This window comes from Streptomyces sp. NPDC052299, from assembly GCF_040679335.1.
Taxonomy (GTDB): Bacteria; Actinomycetota; Actinomycetes; order Streptomycetales; family Streptomycetaceae; genus Streptomyces.
Map to the genome: position 1 here is coordinate 72082 of NZ_JBFAUP010000026.1, position 15727 is coordinate 87808.

Here is a 15727-nt window from a genome sequence, read left to right on the forward strand (position 1 = left end):
GAGGCAAGCGAGGGGAGCGCGCCGGTGCGGTCCGCAGAGTGTCATCGAGGACCCTGCTTCAGCCGACGCGCTTTCCAAGTACGAGAATTCGGGTGCGCATGGCATTGACCCTCTCTCCGACGCACGCGAGGTGTCAAGTGGGTGGGACGGGTGTCTCACCATGTGAGCGGCTGAGGGACGGGATCGCGCCGCCCGTGAGCACCTTCTGCGCGGGCACTCCGGCGGGCACCGGGAACGTCCCGCGGACCAGGGCGCGGCGCAGTCGGTACTCGTCCAGCGGCCCCGAGAAGGCGGCGCCCTGGCCGTGCGTACACCCCATGGCGCGCAGGGCGAGGACCTGCTCCGGGACGTCCACGCCGTCGGCCACGGACTGCATGCCGAGGTCGCAGGCGATCCTGAGCAGCCCGCTGGTGATCTTGTGCAGCCGGGCCGACTCCACGACGCCCTCCACCAGGCCCCGGTCCAGCTTGAGCACGTCGATGGGGAGGCGGCGCAGGGCGTTGATCGCGGCGTAGCCGCTGCCGAAGCCGTCGAGCGCGATCCGGACGCCCAGCCGGCGCAGCGCGGCCAGCCGCTGCTCCAGGTCCTCGAGGGGGACCCGGGGGTCGCTGTCCGCGACCTCGATCATGAGCGCCCCGGAGGGCAGCCCGTACCGCGTGAGCAGCGCCTCGACCGAGCCGGCCGGGAAGCCGCGGTCGAGCAGCCGGCGGGCCGGGAGGCGGACGGAGACCGCGGTGCGGTGGCCCGCCCTGGCCCGGTCGGCGGCCTGCTCGACGGCCTCTTCGAGCAGCCAGCGGCCCAGCTCGGCGGTGCGGTCGCCGTCCTCGGAGATCCGCAGGAACTCGGCGGGCGTGAAGAGGATGCCCTGGGCGGAGCGCCAGCGGGCCTGGGCGGCGACGGCGGCGACCCGGCCGGTGGCGAGGTGCACCACGGGCTGGTGGAGGAGCGCGAACTCGCCGTCGCGCAGGGCGCCGCACAGCCGGGTGGCCAGCTCGGAGCGGCGGACCACGTCGGCCTGCATCTGCGGGGCGTACAGCTCGACGCGGTTCTTGCCGCCGGCCTTGGCGCGGTACATGGCGAGGTCGGCGTTGCGCATGAGGTCGTTGGGGGTGATGCCGGGCTCGGCGAAGGCGACGCCGATGGAGGCGGTGACGCGGACCTCGCCGTCGCCGACGCGGTACGGCTCGGAGAGCGTGAGGCGCAGCCGGTCGGCGATCTCGTGGACCTGGCACTCGCGGGCGTCCTGCTCGCGGCCGGCGTCGCCGACGATGAGGGCGGCGAACTCGTCGCCCCCGAGGCGGGCGGCGGTGTCCCCGGAGCGGACGGACTCGTGGAGCCGGCGGGCGGCCTGGACGAGCAGTTCGTCACCCGCCTGGTGGCCGAGCCGGTCGTTGGCCGCCTTGAAGCCGTCCAGGTCGATGAAGAGGACGGCGGTGCCCGCGTCCCCGGCGCGGCGGCCGGAGAGCGCCTGGCGGACCCGGGCGGTGAACAGGGCCCGGTTGGGCAGGTCGGTGAGCGGGTCGTGCTCGGCGTTGTGCTGCAGCTGGGCCTGGAGGCGGACGCGTTCGGTGACGTCCCGGCTGTTCAGGATCAGGCCGCCCTGGTGGCGGTTGACGGTGGACTCGACGTTGAGCCAGTCGCCGGAGCCGGACCGGAAGCGGCACTCGATGCGGGTGGTGGGCTCCTCGCCGGGCGGGGCGGCGAGGAAGCGGCGGACCTCGTGGACGACGCGGCCGAGGTCGTCGGGATGGATGATCGAGGACAGCTCGGCGCCGACCAGCTCGTCCGCGTCGCGCCCGTAGACCCCGGCGGCGGCGGGGCTGACGTAGCGCAGGACGCCGCTGGGGGCGGCGATCATGATGACGTCGCTCGAGCCCTGCACCAGGGAGCGGAAGTGGTTCTCCTTCTGGGCCAGTTCCTGGGTGAGGGCGATGTTGTCGAGGAGCATGATGCCCTGGCGGACGACGAGCGCGAGGACCACCGTGCACCCGGTGAGGACGACGACCCGGTCCACCCGGCGGCCCTCGATCACGTTGTACAGGATGCCCAGGGTGCAGACGGCCGCGGCGAGATACGGGGTCAGCGCGGCCAGTGAGCCGGCGATGGGGCGGCCGGCGGCGCCCGCGGCGGCCGGGTCCTCGCCCTCGTCGTCGGCCCGGGCGGCGTCGTCCGCGTCGCGGGCGGCGCCCCAGGGGGCGTAGGCGAGGAGCAGCGAGCCGGCGAACCAGCCGGCGTCGAGCAACTGGCCCGAGTGGTAGGTCTGGCGGAGCAGCGGCGAGGTGAACAGGGCGTCGCAGAGCACGGTCAGGGCGAGCGCGGCGATGGCGGTGTTCACCGCGGCGCGGTTGACGCTGGACCGCCGGAAGTGCAGGGCGAGGACCATCGAGACGAGCACGATGTCGAGCAGCGGGTAGGCCAGCGAGAGCGCGGCGCGGGCCACGCTGTCGCCCTCCATGTCCGCGACGTGCGCGGTGTGGGCGAGGGCGAGGCTCCAGGACAGGGTGAGCAGCGAGCCGCCGATCAGCCAGGAGTCGAGGGCCAGGCAGACCCAGCCGGCGCGGGTGACGGGCCGCTTGGCGAGGACGAGGAGTCCGACGATGGCGGGCGGCGCGAAGCAGAGGAAGAAGACGTCGGCGAGGGACGGGCTCGGGACCCGGACCGCGCGCACGCACTCGTACCAGCCCCAGACGGCGTTGCCCGCGCAGGCCATCAGCGAGGAGAGCGCGAACAGCAGCCAGGCCGGACGGAATCTCGGATCGGCGACGCGGGCGAAGAGGAAGCAGGAGACGGCGGCGGCGAGGGCGGCGGCGCTGAGGCCGAAGTCCCCCATGAACAGGGCGACCTGGGCCGAGCCCCAGCCGGTGGCGGCGCCCACCGCGTAACCGCCGCAGACGAGGCCGAGGACGAGCTGCGGGAGCAGCGCGGAGGTGCGGCCCGGCCCGGACTGCCGGGCGAGGAGCGCTCCGCGGGTGCTCACCGGGGCGCTCACCGCGGCCCTCCCGAGGTCCCCGGCCGGCTGCGGCGCCGGCTCACCGGGCCCTCCGTGCGCCGTCTTTGGCCCTGCCGTGTCGGATCGTTCGCCCATCGGCCGTCCATCGCCCGTCGCCCCCTCGCGTGTGGCTGGCTCCCCGGCGCCGTCCCTGCCACGGCGCGACACCCCTTTCGGGACGATACACCAGACTCGTCACTCAGGGACATAGTTCCTCTACTCTCCGTGACGACCTGCGGTGTTGCGGCCACGGAGGGGAACGGCGCGCGCTCGTTGCGTGGTCAGCCGGTGGTGCGGACGACGTTGTCCAGCGGCTCCCCCGCGGCGAAGCGGGTGAGCTGTCCGGCGATCAGCCGCTTGGCGCGCGGCAGGAACGCGGAGGTGCTGCCGCCGACGTGCGGGGTGATGAGCACATGGGGAGCATGCCAGAGGGGATGGCCGGAAGGCAGCGGTTCCGGGTCGGTGACGTCCAGGGCGGCGCGCAGTCGGCCGGACTCGAGTTCGGACAACAGGGCCTTGGTGTCGACCACTCCGCCCCGCGCGACGTTCACCAGGAGCGCCCCGTCGCGCATCGCGGCGAGGAACTCCGCGCCCACCAGCCCCTGTGTGGAGGGGTTCAGCGGGGTGGAGAGGACGACCACGTCGGCCTCGGGCAGCAGGGCCGGGAGGTCGTCGAGTGTGTGTACGGGCCCGCGTGCGGTTGTCCGTGCGGAGCGCGCGACGCGTGCGACCCGCGCGCACTCGAACGGCGCGAGCCGGTCCTCGATGGCCGAGCCGATCGATCCGTACCCCACGATCAGCACGGACTTGTCGGCGAGCGCCGGGTAGAAGCCGGACCGCCACTCCTCGTGGTCCTGGCCGTGCACGAAGCCGGGGAACCCGCGCAGCGAGGCCAGGATCAGCGCGAGGGCCAGCTCGGCGGTGGACGCCTCGTGGACGCCCTTGGCGTTGCACACCCTGACGCCCGCGTGCAGTCCGACGAGGCCCGGCTCGACGTTGTCGGTGCCCGCCGACAGCGTCTGCACGACCTGGACGCGGCTCATCGCGGCGAGCGGCCGGACCGCGACCTCCGTGCTCTTCATGTAGGGCACGACGTAGTAGGCGCAGTCGGCGGGGTCGGCCGGGTAGTCCTTCCCGCCGTCCCAGAAGTGGTACGTCAGACCGTCGGGAAGCCCCTCGATCCCGTCGGCCGGGAGGGGCAGCCAGACCTCGGGGGCGGGGGCGGAGCGCGTGGTGGAAGTCATGGCCAGGAGGCTATGCGAAGCCCTTCGGCACGCAGAGGTTAGGTTGGTCGGCGGTGCGAGAGGGGTTCGGGAGTTGGAGCGCAGGAGTCTCGGTGCGGCGGCGCTCGCCGTGGGGGCGGTCGGTCTCGGCTGCATGCCGATGAGCTGGGCGTACAGCGCCTCGCAGCAGCGGGGCGACCGCGCGCTGCGGGCGGTGCACGCGGCACTGGACGCGGGCGTCGATCTGCTCGACACCGCCGACATGTACGGCCCCTTCACCAATGAGCTGCTGGTGGGCCGGGCCCTCAAGGGGCGGCGTGCGGAGGCGTTCGTGTCCACCAAGTGCGGTCTCCTGGTGGGCGATCAGCACATCGTGGCCAACGGCAGGCCGGGTTACGTGAAGAGGGCCTGCGACGCCTCGCTGCGGCGGCTGCAGACCGATGTGATCGACCTCTACCAACTCCACCGCGCCGACCCCGAGGTGCCCGTCGAGGAGACGTGGGGCGCCATGGCTGAGCTGGTCGGCGCGGGCAAGGTGCGGGCGCTGGGGCTGTGCGCGGTCGGTGCGCGGGCGTCGCGGCGTCCGGGAGCCCGGATGCATGACGGAACGATCCGGCAGCTGGAGCGGGTGCAGCAGGTCTTCCCGGTCAGCGCGGTGCAGGCGGAGCTCTCGGTGTGGTCGCCGCAGGCGCTGGAGTCGCTGCTGCCGTGGTGCGCGGACCGGGGCGTGGGATTCCTGGCCGCGATGCCGCTGGGCAACGGCTTCCTGACGGGGACGCTGACGCCGGGCCAGGGCTTCGAGCCGGAGGACCTGCGGGCCCGGCATCCCCGGTTCACGGCCGAGATGATGGCGGCGAACCAGCCGTTGGTGGTGGGACTGCGCCGCATCGCCGAGCGGCACGGGGCGACGCCCGCGCAGGTGGCCCTGGCGTGGGTGCTGCACCAGGGGCCCCAGGTGGTGCCGGTGCCCGGCACCAAGCGGGCGGACTGGGCGGTGGAGAACGCGGGCGCGGCCGGGCTGGCCCTGACGGAACGCGACCTGGCGGAGATCGACCGGCTCCCGGCGCCCCGCGAGTCCTGGGACTAGCACGTGTCCTGCGGTCCGGAAAGCGTCCCGGTCCACGTCCGCTCGGTGTAAGAACGGTAGATCAGGCGGCCGTTGAAGGGACAGGTGTGGTGGTGGGATCAGCGCAGGGCTCCGAGGGGCGTCGGACGGGTCACGGCGGGAGCGGCCCCGGGGCGCGGCGGGGCGCGGTGGCCGTACTGGCGGCCGGGGCCCTGCTGCTGGCCGCCGGATGCAGCTCGCAGGAGGGGGCGGGAAGTCCGGCGGGCGCGAGTCCACCGTCGCACTCCCCCACCGCGTCGGCCGCCGGGTCCCCCTCCCCGTCGCCGTCCGTCTCGCGCCCCCCGGCCGGCCGGCCTCCGGCCAAGGGCTCGGCGAAGGTGGTGCAGACACTCACCGAGGGGCTGAACTCCCCGTGGGGGCTGGCCGCGCTCCCCGGCGGCGACCTCCTGGTCGGCTCCCGGGACAAGGGCACGATCACCCGGATCGACGTGAAGACCGGCAAGAAGAAGCTCCTCGGCACGGTCCCCGGGGTCGCCCCGGCCGGTGAGGGCGGGCTGCTCGGCCTCGCCGTGTCGCCGGACTTCGGCACAGACCACCAGGTGTACGCGTACTTCACCACCGCGTCGGACAACCGCATCGCCCGCATGATCTACGACGAGAACGGCTCGCCCGGCCAGCTGCTCGGCGCCCCGGACACCATCCTGCGCGGCATCCCCAAGGGGCAGATCCACAACGGGGGCAGGATCGCCTTCGGCCCCGACGGCGCGCTGTACGCGGGCACGGGCGAGACGGGCGACGACGACCGCGCCCAGGACCCGGATTCGCCGGCGGGCAAGATCCTGCGGATGACGCCCGACGGCGAGCCGCTGCACGGCAACCCGGAGGGCGACTCCGTGGTGTATTCGTACGGGCACCGCAATGTCCAGGGCCTCGCCTGGGACGCGGAGAAGCGGCTGTGGGCCTCCGAGTTCGGCCAGGACACCTGGGACGAGCTGAATCTGATCGAGCCGGGCGGCAACTACGGCTGGCCGGACGTCGAGGGCACGGCGCACCAGAAGGGCTTCCACGACCCGGTCGCCCAGTGGAAGACCTCCGAGGCGTCGCCGAGTGGCATCGCGTACGTCAAGGGCTCCATCTGGATGGCCGGACTGCGGGGCGAACGGCTGTGGCGCATCCCGCTCTCCTACGAGGGCGGGGCGGCGAAGGAGCCGCTGGCCGAGCCGCAGGCGTTCCTGGAGGGCGAGTACGGCCGGCTGCGGACGGTGCTCGCGGCGGGCGGCGACAAGCTGTGGCTGGTCACGAGCGAGACGGACAGCCGGGGCACACCGAAGCCGGGCGACGACAAGATCCTGCTGGTCCAGGTCCGGTAGGGCGTGTTTCGGAAGTAGCGCCGTCCGCCCGCCGGACAGGCGGGACTTTCGAAACACGCCCTAACCCCCGTCAGCGCTGCTCCGGCACCGGGTAGAGCCGCAGCCGGTGGGCCAGGGCCGCGGCCTCGCCCCGGCCGGCCACGCCCAGCTTGGCCAGGATGTTGGAGACGTGGACGCTCGCGGTCTTCGGCGAGATGTACAGCTCCTCGGCGATCCGGCGGTTGGTGAGGCCCGCCGCGACCAGCCGGTGGACGTCCTGCTCGCGCGGGGTCAGCCCGAAGGACTCCACCGCGGCCGCGGCGGCCCGCAGCTGCTCCTCGGAGGGGTCCCGGGCGGGCCCGGACCCGTCCGGCACGACGACCGCGGCCGGGATCTCCTCGGCCTCGCCGCCCGCCCCGGCCAGGGCGACGCGGGCGCGGCCGGCCAGCAGCTCGACGGTCTCGGTGAGCGGGCGGGCCCCGAGCCGGACGGCGGTGCGGTGCGCGTCCCGCAGCAGGCCGGTGGCGGCGGCCCGGTCACCGGAGGCGACAAGCAGGGCCTCCGCCCAGCGGTGGTGGATCTGCGCCAGCTCGTACGGGCGGTGCAGCGGGGTGAACGCCCGGGCGGCGCCCTCCCAGTGGTCCGGGGTGTCGACGCCCTCGGCCCGGGCCAGCTCCGCCTCGACCAGGAGGGCGTAGGCGGACCAGACCGGGACGAGGACCGGCAGCCGCTTGAGGTGGCTCCGGACCAGGTCGAGGACGGCGGGGCGGCCCGGCTCGGTGGCGGGGAGGCCGCGGGCGTCGGCCTCGGCCGCCGCGACGGCGTACAGCATGGGGAAGGCGTAGCGCTGGGTGCCGGTGGGGAAGCCCTCGGCGGCCTGCGCCTCGAAGGCGGCGCGCGCCTCGGGCAGCCGGCCCTGCATCGCGGCGATCTGGATGGCGTGGCGCACCGGGTTGATGAAGTGCTGCGGCTGGGGGTCGCTGGAGCCGAAGCAGCGCCGGGTCAGGACGAGTTGGCGTTCGGCCTCGGCGAGATCGCCCCGGGCGAGGGCGAGTTCGGTGCGCCGGGAGGCGACCAGCCCCTGGGACTTGCGGGACAGCGACTTGCGGGCGGCGGCCTCCGCGGTGGCCGCGGCCTCGTCCCAGCGGCCCAGCGAGAACAGGGACATGGCCTGGTTGGTACGGACCCACGCCTCCATGTCCGCGACGCCGTGCTCGTGGCAGATGCGGATGCCGTGATCGGCGGCGGCCACCGCTTCCAGCGAGCGGCCCATGGCCTCCAGCGTGGAGGGCAGGTTGATGCTGGCCCGGCCCATGATGTCGATGAGGCCCAGCTCGTCGGCCCGGTCGCGTACGGCGTACATCTCGGCGATGCCCTCGTCCACGCCGCCCGCGTCCGCGTTGAGCCAGCCCCGGGTGAGCCGGGCGTGCAGCTCGATGTACTCGTCGCCGACGAGCTGGGCGTACTCCACGGCCCGCTCGGCGGCGGTCAGGGTTTCGGCGCCGGGGCGGTGCAGGGCGCCCCAGCCGGCCACCAGCATCAGGACGAACGCGTGCACCTTCGACGGGGGCAGGCCCCGGACCAGCCGCTCGGCGGTGGCCAGCTCCTCCCAGCCGTCGCCGCGCGTGAGGTCCTGGACGAGGCGGGAGCGCTGGACCCAGAACCAGGCGGCGCGCAGCGCGTCGTCCTCGCCCTCCAGGAGGCGCAGGGCCTTCTTGCAGAGGGTGAAGGCCCGTTCGCGCTCCCCGCCGAGGCGGGCGGCGACGGTGGCCTCGGCCATCAGGTCGAGGTAGGTCAGCGGGGTCGAGGCGTTGCGCCCGCAGGTCGGGTAGACCTCGGCGTAGTCGATGGGGCGCAGGGTGCCGCGGACGTCCTCGGGGGCGTCGTCCCACAGCTCCAGGGCCCTTTCCAGGAGGCGCAGTTGCTCGGCGTATGCGTTGCGGCGGCGGGCCCGGACGGATGCCTTCAGGACGGCGGGCAGTGCCTTGGCGGCGTCGTGCGCGCCGTACCAGTAGCTGGCCAGGCGGGTCGCGCGTTCGTCGTCGTGGACGAGGGCGGGGTCGGCCTCCAGCGCCTGTGCGTAACGGCGGTTGAGGCGGGAGCGCTCGCCGGGGAGCAGGTCGTCGCTCACGGCCTCGCGGACCAGGGAGTGGCGGAAGCGGTAGCCGTCGCCCTCCGGGGTGGTCAGGAGCAGGTTGGCGCCGACGGCGGTGCGCAGCGCCGCGATGAGGTCGTCCTCGCTGAGCCCGGCGACGGCGGCGAGCAGTTCGTACTCGACGGCGGAGCCGCCCTCGGCGACGATCCGGGCGACCTTCTGGGCGTCGGCGGACAGGGCCTCGACGCGCACGAGGAGGAGGTCGCGGAGCGATTCGGGCAGGCCGTCTCCGTCCCCGTCGCCGCACTCCAGGATGCAGGCCAGCTCCTCCACGAAGAAGGCGTTGCCGTCGGAGCGCTCGAATATCTCGTCCACCAGGGCGGGGTCGGGGGTGTCCGCGAGGATGCCGGCGAGCTGGCGGCGGACCTCGGACCGGGTGAACCGGGAGAGCTCGATCCGGCGGACGGTGCGCAGCCGGTCGATCTCCGCGAGGAGGGGGCGCAGGGGGTGGCGGCGGTGGATGTCGTCGGCGCGGTAGGTGCCGACGACGACGAGCCGGCCGCTGCGCAGGGTGCGGAAGAGGTAGGCGAGGAGGTGGCGGGTGGAGGAGTCCGCCCAGTGCAGGTCCTCCAGGACCAGGACGACGGCCCGGTCGGCCGAGATGCGCTCCAGGAGCCGGACGGTCAGTTCGAAGAGGCGGGCGGTGCCGAGCTCGTCGTTGCCGTCGCGGCCGGTCTCGCCGAGTTCGGGGAGCAGCCGGGCCAGTTCGCCCTCCTGGCCGGCGCAGGCGGCGGCCATCTCGTCGGGCAGGGCGCGGCGCAGGGCCCGCAGGGCGGTCGAGAAGGGGGCGTACGGCAGGCCGTCGGCACCGATCTCGACGCAGCCGCCGACGGCGACGACGGCGTCGCGGCGGGCGGCGAGGGCAAGGAATTCCTCGACGAGGCGGGTCTTGCCGACTCCGGCCTCGCCGCCGATGAGCAGGGCCTGCGGAGCGCCGCAGAACCCCCCGGCGGCGCCGGAGGGTTCCTTGGTGGCGCGGGCGAGCGCGCCGGTGAGCGAGTTGAGTTCGCCGGTGCGGCCGACGAACACGGGGCTGACTGACCTGGTCTCCACGTGGGCGAGCATCGCACACGGGTCCGACAGTGCGGCCGGAATAAGCCGTGGGCTGAGGGGCCCCGGGCCCCGGTCCACCACCGCTGCCTCAGGCGGCGGGCGTGAACCGGTCCCGTACGCCGCTGGTACTCACCGTCCTTCCGGACTCCTTGCGCGGGGTCCGGCGGGCGCGGCGGGCCCGGGTCGCCTCGCCGGCGAGGCGCTGGAGGTCGGCGCGGCGCAGGAGTTCGGCGTGCATGACCTTGTGGAGTTCGTACGCGAACATGGGATGTCCCCCTGGGGTGAGGGCCCTTTCGGGCCTTGGTGGCGGCAGTTCCTCTGCCGTGCCACCACTCTCGTCCCCCAGGGGGGTACGCCACATCGGGCGTGTTGCGCATCTGTGGCGTGCGGGCGCCTTAGGCCCGGGGCCGCGGCACCGCTCAGGGCCCCGGAATCCCCCGGACATGCCTTAGGCGAGGGGTCCGGGAGCCGCGGACCGTCCTATCCGGCCGTCGCGGTGGGCAGGGCGACGATGAGGTCGAAGTACATGGCCATGGAGATCAGCACGCCGAGGGCGCCGAGTGCGATGCCGCCCCGGGCGACCGCGCGGACCCAGCCGGCCTGCGGCTGCCGGGCCGGGGTGCCGAAGGCGGGCCGGACCAGGACGTAGCTGCCGACCAGCAGGGCCAGGAGGCCGAAAAGGCCGTTGACCAGGGCGGTGGCGTGCCAGGCGTCGCCGTAGATCTCGTTGATCTGCTGGGCCGCGCTGCCGCCGGACGAGGTCTTGATCTGCCCGATCAGGGTCTCGCGCTCGGCGGCGACCCGGCCGCTCCAGGCGCCGGTGAGGCCGACGACGCCGAGTCCGGCGGAGACGACGGCCGCGGAGGCGGCGGCGAGCCGCCCGGAGGTCTCTTCGGAGGTGTCGTCGTCACCGGTCTCCTCAGCGGCCTCCGCCTCGGTCGCGTCCCCCGTGCCCGTCTCGTCCTGGTCCCGCCGTTCCGGGTGCTCCGGCGTGGCGCGGTCGGTCTTCCCGGTCGTCTCGTCGGTCGTCTCGTCGGTCGTCTTCTCGCCGTCGGCGACGGCTTCGGGCGTGGTGGGGTTCATGCGGCGCACGCTAGGTGCCGCAGATGAGAGGCCCCTTAACGGCTCGGGTCCACCGGGCGGGCGGTCAGTGGACGCGCCCGGCCGGCTCGTCCTCGTACGTCCGCACGCCCGGCACCGGCGCGCGCACCACCGGGCGGTCCGGGGGTTCGATGCTGAGGCGGGGCAGGCGGCGCTCCAGCCAGCCGGGGAGCCACCAGTTGGCGCCGCCCAGCAGGTGCATGAGGGCCGGGACGAGCAGGGTGCGCAGCACGAAGGCGTCGAGGGCGACGGCCGCCGCGAGGGCGATGCCGAACATCGCGATGACGCGGTCGCCGCTGAGGACGAAGGCGAGGAACACCGAGATCATGATCACAGCGGCCGAGTTGATGACCCGGCTGGTCTCGGCGAGGCCCACCCGGACCGCGCGCCGGTTGTCGCGGGTCTCCAGCCACTCCTCGTACATCCGGCCGACCAGGAAGACCTGGTAGTCCATGGAGAGGCCGAAGAGCACGGAGACCATGATCACCGGGAGGAAGGGTTCGATGGGGCCCGGGCTGCCGAGGCCCAGCAGTTCGCTGCCCCAGCCCCACTGGAAGATCGTGACGACGACGCCGAACGACGAGGCGACCGCCGCGACGTTCATCGCCGCCGCCTTCAGCGGGATGCCGACGGACCGGAAGGCCAGCAGCAGGAGCAGGCAGCCGAGTCCTATGACGACGCCGATGAACAGCGGCAGCTTGCCGATGATGATCTGCGCGAAGTCGTCGTAGCTGGCGGTCACCCCGCCGACATGGGTCTCCAGCGAGGTGTTGTCGGCTGCCTTCGGCAGCACGTCCGCGCGCAGCCGCTCCACGAGGTCGCTGGTCGCGCGGGACTGCGGGGAGGAGTCGGGGACGACGGTGATGTAGGCGGTGTCGCCCGCGGCGTTGTACGTCACCGGCTGGGCCCACGCCACCCCGTCGACCGTGCGCAGGGTGGCGGGCAGGGCGTCCATCGCGAGCCGGTCGTCGGCGCCGTCGAGGTGCGCGGCGACGGTGAGCGGTCCGTTGACGCCGGGGCCGAAGCCGTCGGCGAGCAGGTCGTACGCCTGCCGGGTGGTGGCGGACTCCGGGTTGTTGCCCTGGTCGGAGCTGCCGAGGTGGAGCGAGAAGGTGGGCAGCGCGAGGACCAGCATCACCACGGCGGCCACGGCGCCCAGGAGCTTGGGGTGCCGCTCGACGAAGGCGGACCAGCGGGCGGCGAAACCGGTGGGCGGCTCGGGCTGCGGCCCGTGCGCGGCCAGCCGGGCCCGTTCGCGCCGGCTGAGCGCCCGCAGTCCGATGAGCGAGAGCAGGGCCGGCAGCAGGGTGACCGAAGCGGCCACGGTCAGGACGACGGTGAGCGAGGCGGCGATGGCCACGCCGTTGAGGAAGCTCAGCCGGAGGATCAGCATGCCGAGGAGCGCGATGCAGACGGTGGCCCCGGCGAAGATCACGGCCCGCCCGGTCGTCGCCACCGCGTGCTGCGCGGCCTCGGGCACGGTCATGCCGCGCCGCAGTCCTCTGCGGTGCCGGGTGACGATGAACAGGGCGTAGTCGATGCCCACGCCGAGCCCTATCAGCATGCCGAGCATGGGCGCGAAGTCGGCGACGGTCATCAGGTGTCCGAGGAGCACGATGCCCGCGTACGCCGTGCCGACCGAGACGAGGGCGGTGGCGATGGGCAGCAGGCTCGCGGCGAGGGAGCCGAAGGCGAGGAAGAGCACGACGGCCGCGACGGCGACCCCGACGACCTCGCTGAGGTGCGCGGCGTGCGCCTCGGTGAGCCCGACGGCCTGGCCGCCCAGCTCCACGCGCAGATGCGGGCTCTCGGCCGCCTTGGCCGTGTCCACGACCGCCTGCGCCTGGGCCGGGGGCACGTCGTCGGCACGCCGGTCGAAGGTGACGGTGGCGTACGCGGTGTGTCCGTCGGTGCTGATCTGCGCGGCGCCGGTCTCCGTGTACGGGCTGTCGACGGCCCCGACCCCGGGCAGCCGTTCCACGGCGTGCAGGGTGCGGGTCATCTTCTGCTCGACGTCGGTGGCCCGGACCGTGGAGTCCTCGGTGTGCCAGACGATGGTGTCGGTGTCCCCGCCGAGATCGGTGAACCCGCTCTTCAGCAGCTCCGCGGCCCGCCCGGACTCGGTGCCCGGTGCCTCGTAGTCGTTGCTGTAGGCGGACCCCGCGAAGGCCGCGGCGGCGGCCGTGCCCCCGAGGGCGAGCAGCCAGATCAGGACGGCGATGAGGCGGTGCGCGACGCACCAGCGAGCGATGGCAGCCAAGGGGACGTGCTCCCTGCGGGTTCGTGGACCTTTACCCGCAGATGAGGTGATCTGCCGTAAACGTCTCATGACCTGAGAACGCCACTCTGACAGCAGAAGATGATCCTTTGTCCCATTCGTGGCCATGGTCACAGGGCCTGATCCCGAGCCGCACCGGGATGGATCAGGCCCCACGACCGACGGGTCAGCCGGAGACGCTCGCCCGGCCGTTCTCGATGTGCCCCATCAGCCGCCGCCGGAAGCCGCTCTCGCCCTCGGCGGTGACCGCCAGGTCGTACCAGCCGTGCGCGTCGGCCGCCGAGTGCACGACCGTACGGCTGCGGCCCGGCTTGACGGTGACGCGACGGGTCCAGTCCTTCAGGTCGGCCTCGTCCGCGTAACCGAGGGGCCGCACCAGGAAGGTCAGGGTCCGGCGGCCGTTGTTGCTCAGGGTGAGGTGCAGATCGCGGTCGCGGCCGTCCACGCGGCCGGCGGCCTCCGCCCCGCCCTCGGCCGGCCCTTCGAACTCGCGCCGGAAGCCGTTCGGCCCGGTCACCGTGAAGCGGTACGACTCCCCCGTCACCGGCACGGTCCAGTGCCCGTCGCCCCGGACGTCCTGGTGCTGCGGAGCCGGGAACTCACCGGCGTACGGGTACAGCGCGAAGTGGACGGACGAGGTGCCGCTGTTGGTGAGCTCCACCCGCAGGCCACCGTCGGTGCGCCGGGCCCGGGCGTCGGGCTGGTAGGGCAGCGGGCGCGCCGGGCGTACGCCGGGCTCCTGCTCGGGCAGCCGCTGCACGGCGGGCGGCTTCGGCGACCAGCGGCCGCTGAGCGGCGGGATCGCCCCGGGCCGCTGCACGGCCGGCTGCCGCCGCTGCCGGGTGAAGTCGAACGCGGAGGTGAGGTCGCCGGTGACCTGCCGCCGCCAGTCGCTGATGTTGGGCTCCTCGACGCCCGTCCAGCGTTCCAGGAAGCGGATGACGGAGGTGTGGTCGAAGACCTCGGAGCAGACGTAGCCGCCCACGGTCCACGGCGAGACGACGAGCATCGGCACCCGGATGCCGAGACCGGTCGGACGGCCCTCCCACTGCTCGTCGGTCACGCCGGGAGGCGCGACGGGCGGCGGGACGTGGTCGAAGAAGCCGTCGTTCTCGTCGTAGTTGATCAGCACGGCGGTGTGCCGCCACACGTCCGGGTGCCGGCCGAGCGCGTCGAGGATCTTGTAGACGACGGTGGCGCTGTGCACCGGCGAGGAGACGCTCGGGTGCTCCGAGTCGACTGCCGACGGGACGAGGTAGGAGACCTCGGGCAGCGTCCCGGCCGCCACGTCCTTGGCGAACTCCTCGGCCAGCGTCCCGGTCGGGACCCGGCGCAGCGCCCGCTCGAACAGGCTGCGCTCCTGCCGGTTCAGCGTGGCCACGCCCTCGTCGAGCAGGCCGAGCAGCCTCTCCCGTTCGGCTTCGGAGGCGCCCCGGACCTGGGCGTAGAAGGACTCCATGTAGGTGTGGCCGCCGGTCCGCGCCAGGGCCTTGCGGGCGACGGCCTTGAAGGTGGCGTAGAACTCGATCTGGTTGTCGGTGAAGTTCTCCCACTCGGTGTACGTACGCCAGCTGCGCCCGGCCTTCTCCAGCCGCTCGGCATAGGTGGACCAGTCGTAGCCGGGGTGGGTGCCCTCGCTGTACGCGTCGTTGCCGACGGCCCGCTTGCCGTTCGGCTCGAAGCCGGTCTTCCCGCTCCACAGATGGTTGCGGTTGGGGCTGGTGGAGCTGTGGATCGAGGAGTGGTACGCGTCGCAGACCGTGAACGTGTCGGCCAGCTCGTAGTGCAGCGGGATGTCGCGGCGGTCGTAGTACGCCATCGTGGCCGCGGTCTTGGCGCTGATCCAGCCGTTCATCCAGCCGCCGCCCCACGCCTTCGCGCCGCCGTTCCAGGAGTGGTCGAGGGCGCCTATGTACTGGAGGTCCTTCTGCTGCTCCTCGGCGGCCTCGCGAACCGGGAAGGGCAGCACGGTGGAGCCGGCCGCGGCGGGCTGCTCGAACACCGACGTACCGCCGGGCAGTTCGACGGCGTTGCGGTCGGCGAAGCCGCGCACACCGCGCAGGGTGCCGAAGTAGTGGTCGAAGGAACGGTTCTCCTGCATCAGGATCACCACGTGCCGGATGTCCCGCAGCCCGCCGCCACCAGGCCCCGCGTGGGCGGGCTGCGCGGCGAGGGCGGCCTGCAGCGACGGCGGCAGGAACGATCCCGCCGCGGCGGCGCCGAGCGCACCGCCGCCCAGCGCGAAGAGCCGACGCCGTGACATGTCCGTGGTCAAAAGAGCCTCCCCATTTCCGGTGGTCACACCGGGGAAGCTATGCAGGCCGGGTGGCGCGGGGAAGGACTGCGCGCGGACCGGTGGTTAACGTCCAACAGGTCCGCCCGAAAGTCCAAGCACGCCGAAGGGGTGGTGGCGCCGGTCCGCGGACCGGCGCCACCACCCCTTCGGGGCGCACGGGAGGGGGCACGCCCCGAAGCCCCCCGTAGCCCGGGGCAGCGGGGGGGCGCCGGCCGCG

10 protein-coding genes are annotated in these 15727 nt (G+C 73.6%); 2 read left to right on the forward strand and 8 right to left on the reverse strand.

Features of this window, described 5'->3' with window-relative positions; translation table 11 throughout:
* Positions 1-133: 133 nt before the first annotated feature.
* Together AB0L33_RS31665 and AB0L33_RS31670 are read right to left on the reverse strand one after the other, a co-directional pair.
* Positions 134-2977, reverse strand: coding sequence for an EAL domain-containing protein (locus tag AB0L33_RS31665; RefSeq protein ID WP_365686890.1), 2844 nt, complete (start codon positions 2975-2977; stop codon positions 134-136).
* Between the two features lie 293 nt (positions 2978-3270).
* A complete protein-coding gene (locus tag AB0L33_RS31670; protein WP_365686892.1) occupies positions 3271-4233 on the reverse strand; it encodes a 2-hydroxyacid dehydrogenase in 963 nt (320 codons plus the stop codon).
* A 73-nt stretch (positions 4234-4306) separates the two neighbouring features.
* Between AB0L33_RS31670 and AB0L33_RS31675 the strand changes: the two genes are divergently transcribed.
* Positions 4307-5299, forward strand: a complete 993-nt coding sequence (locus AB0L33_RS31675; protein WP_365686893.1) for an aldo/keto reductase — start codon at positions 4307-4309, stop codon at positions 5297-5299.
* A gap of 130 nt (positions 5300-5429) precedes the next feature.
* Here the strand turns inward: AB0L33_RS31675 and AB0L33_RS31680 are convergent, their stop codons facing one another.
* On the reverse strand, positions 5430-5672 hold the full coding sequence (locus AB0L33_RS31680) for a hypothetical protein (protein ID WP_365686894.1): 243 nt from the start codon (positions 5670-5672) through the stop codon (positions 5430-5432).
* Here AB0L33_RS31680 and AB0L33_RS31685 point away from each other — a divergent pair.
* The gene (locus tag AB0L33_RS31685) at positions 5656-6648 is read left to right on the forward strand and encodes a PQQ-dependent sugar dehydrogenase (protein ID WP_365686895.1); all 993 of its coding nucleotides are present in this window, start codon (positions 5656-5658) and stop codon (positions 6646-6648) included. The genes AB0L33_RS31680 and AB0L33_RS31685 overlap by 17 nt on opposite strands.
* Positions 6649-6718: 70 nt before the next feature.
* On the opposite strand, the gene AB0L33_RS31690 is transcribed toward AB0L33_RS31685, so the two are convergent.
* The 5 genes from AB0L33_RS31690 to AB0L33_RS31710 all read right to left on the reverse strand — a co-directional run bounded on the left by AB0L33_RS31690 (position 6719) and on the right by AB0L33_RS31710 (position 15489).
* On the reverse strand, positions 6719-9847 hold the full coding sequence (locus tag AB0L33_RS31690) for an AAA family ATPase (protein ID WP_365686897.1): 3129 nt from the start codon (positions 9845-9847) through the stop codon (positions 6719-6721).
* A 76-nt stretch (positions 9848-9923) separates the two neighbouring features.
* The gene (locus tag AB0L33_RS31695; protein WP_365686899.1) at positions 9924-10100 is read right to left on the reverse strand and encodes a hypothetical protein; all 177 of its coding nucleotides are present in this window, start codon (positions 10098-10100) and stop codon (positions 9924-9926) included.
* Positions 10101-10315: 215 nt separating this feature from the next.
* On the reverse strand, positions 10316-10918 hold the full coding sequence (locus tag AB0L33_RS31700; protein ID WP_365686900.1) for a hypothetical protein: 603 nt from the start codon (positions 10916-10918) through the stop codon (positions 10316-10318).
* 64 nt (positions 10919-10982) lie between these two features.
* Positions 10983-13196 (reverse strand): MMPL family transporter, encoded by a 2214-nt coding sequence (locus AB0L33_RS31705; protein ID WP_365686902.1) that lies wholly within the window; start codon positions 13194-13196, stop codon positions 10983-10985.
* A gap of 184 nt (positions 13197-13380) precedes the next feature.
* Entirely contained in the window at positions 13381-15489 is a 2109-nt protein-coding gene (locus tag AB0L33_RS31710) for a phosphocholine-specific phospholipase C (protein WP_365686903.1), read from the reverse strand.
* Between the last annotated feature and the right edge of the window lie 238 nt (positions 15490-15727).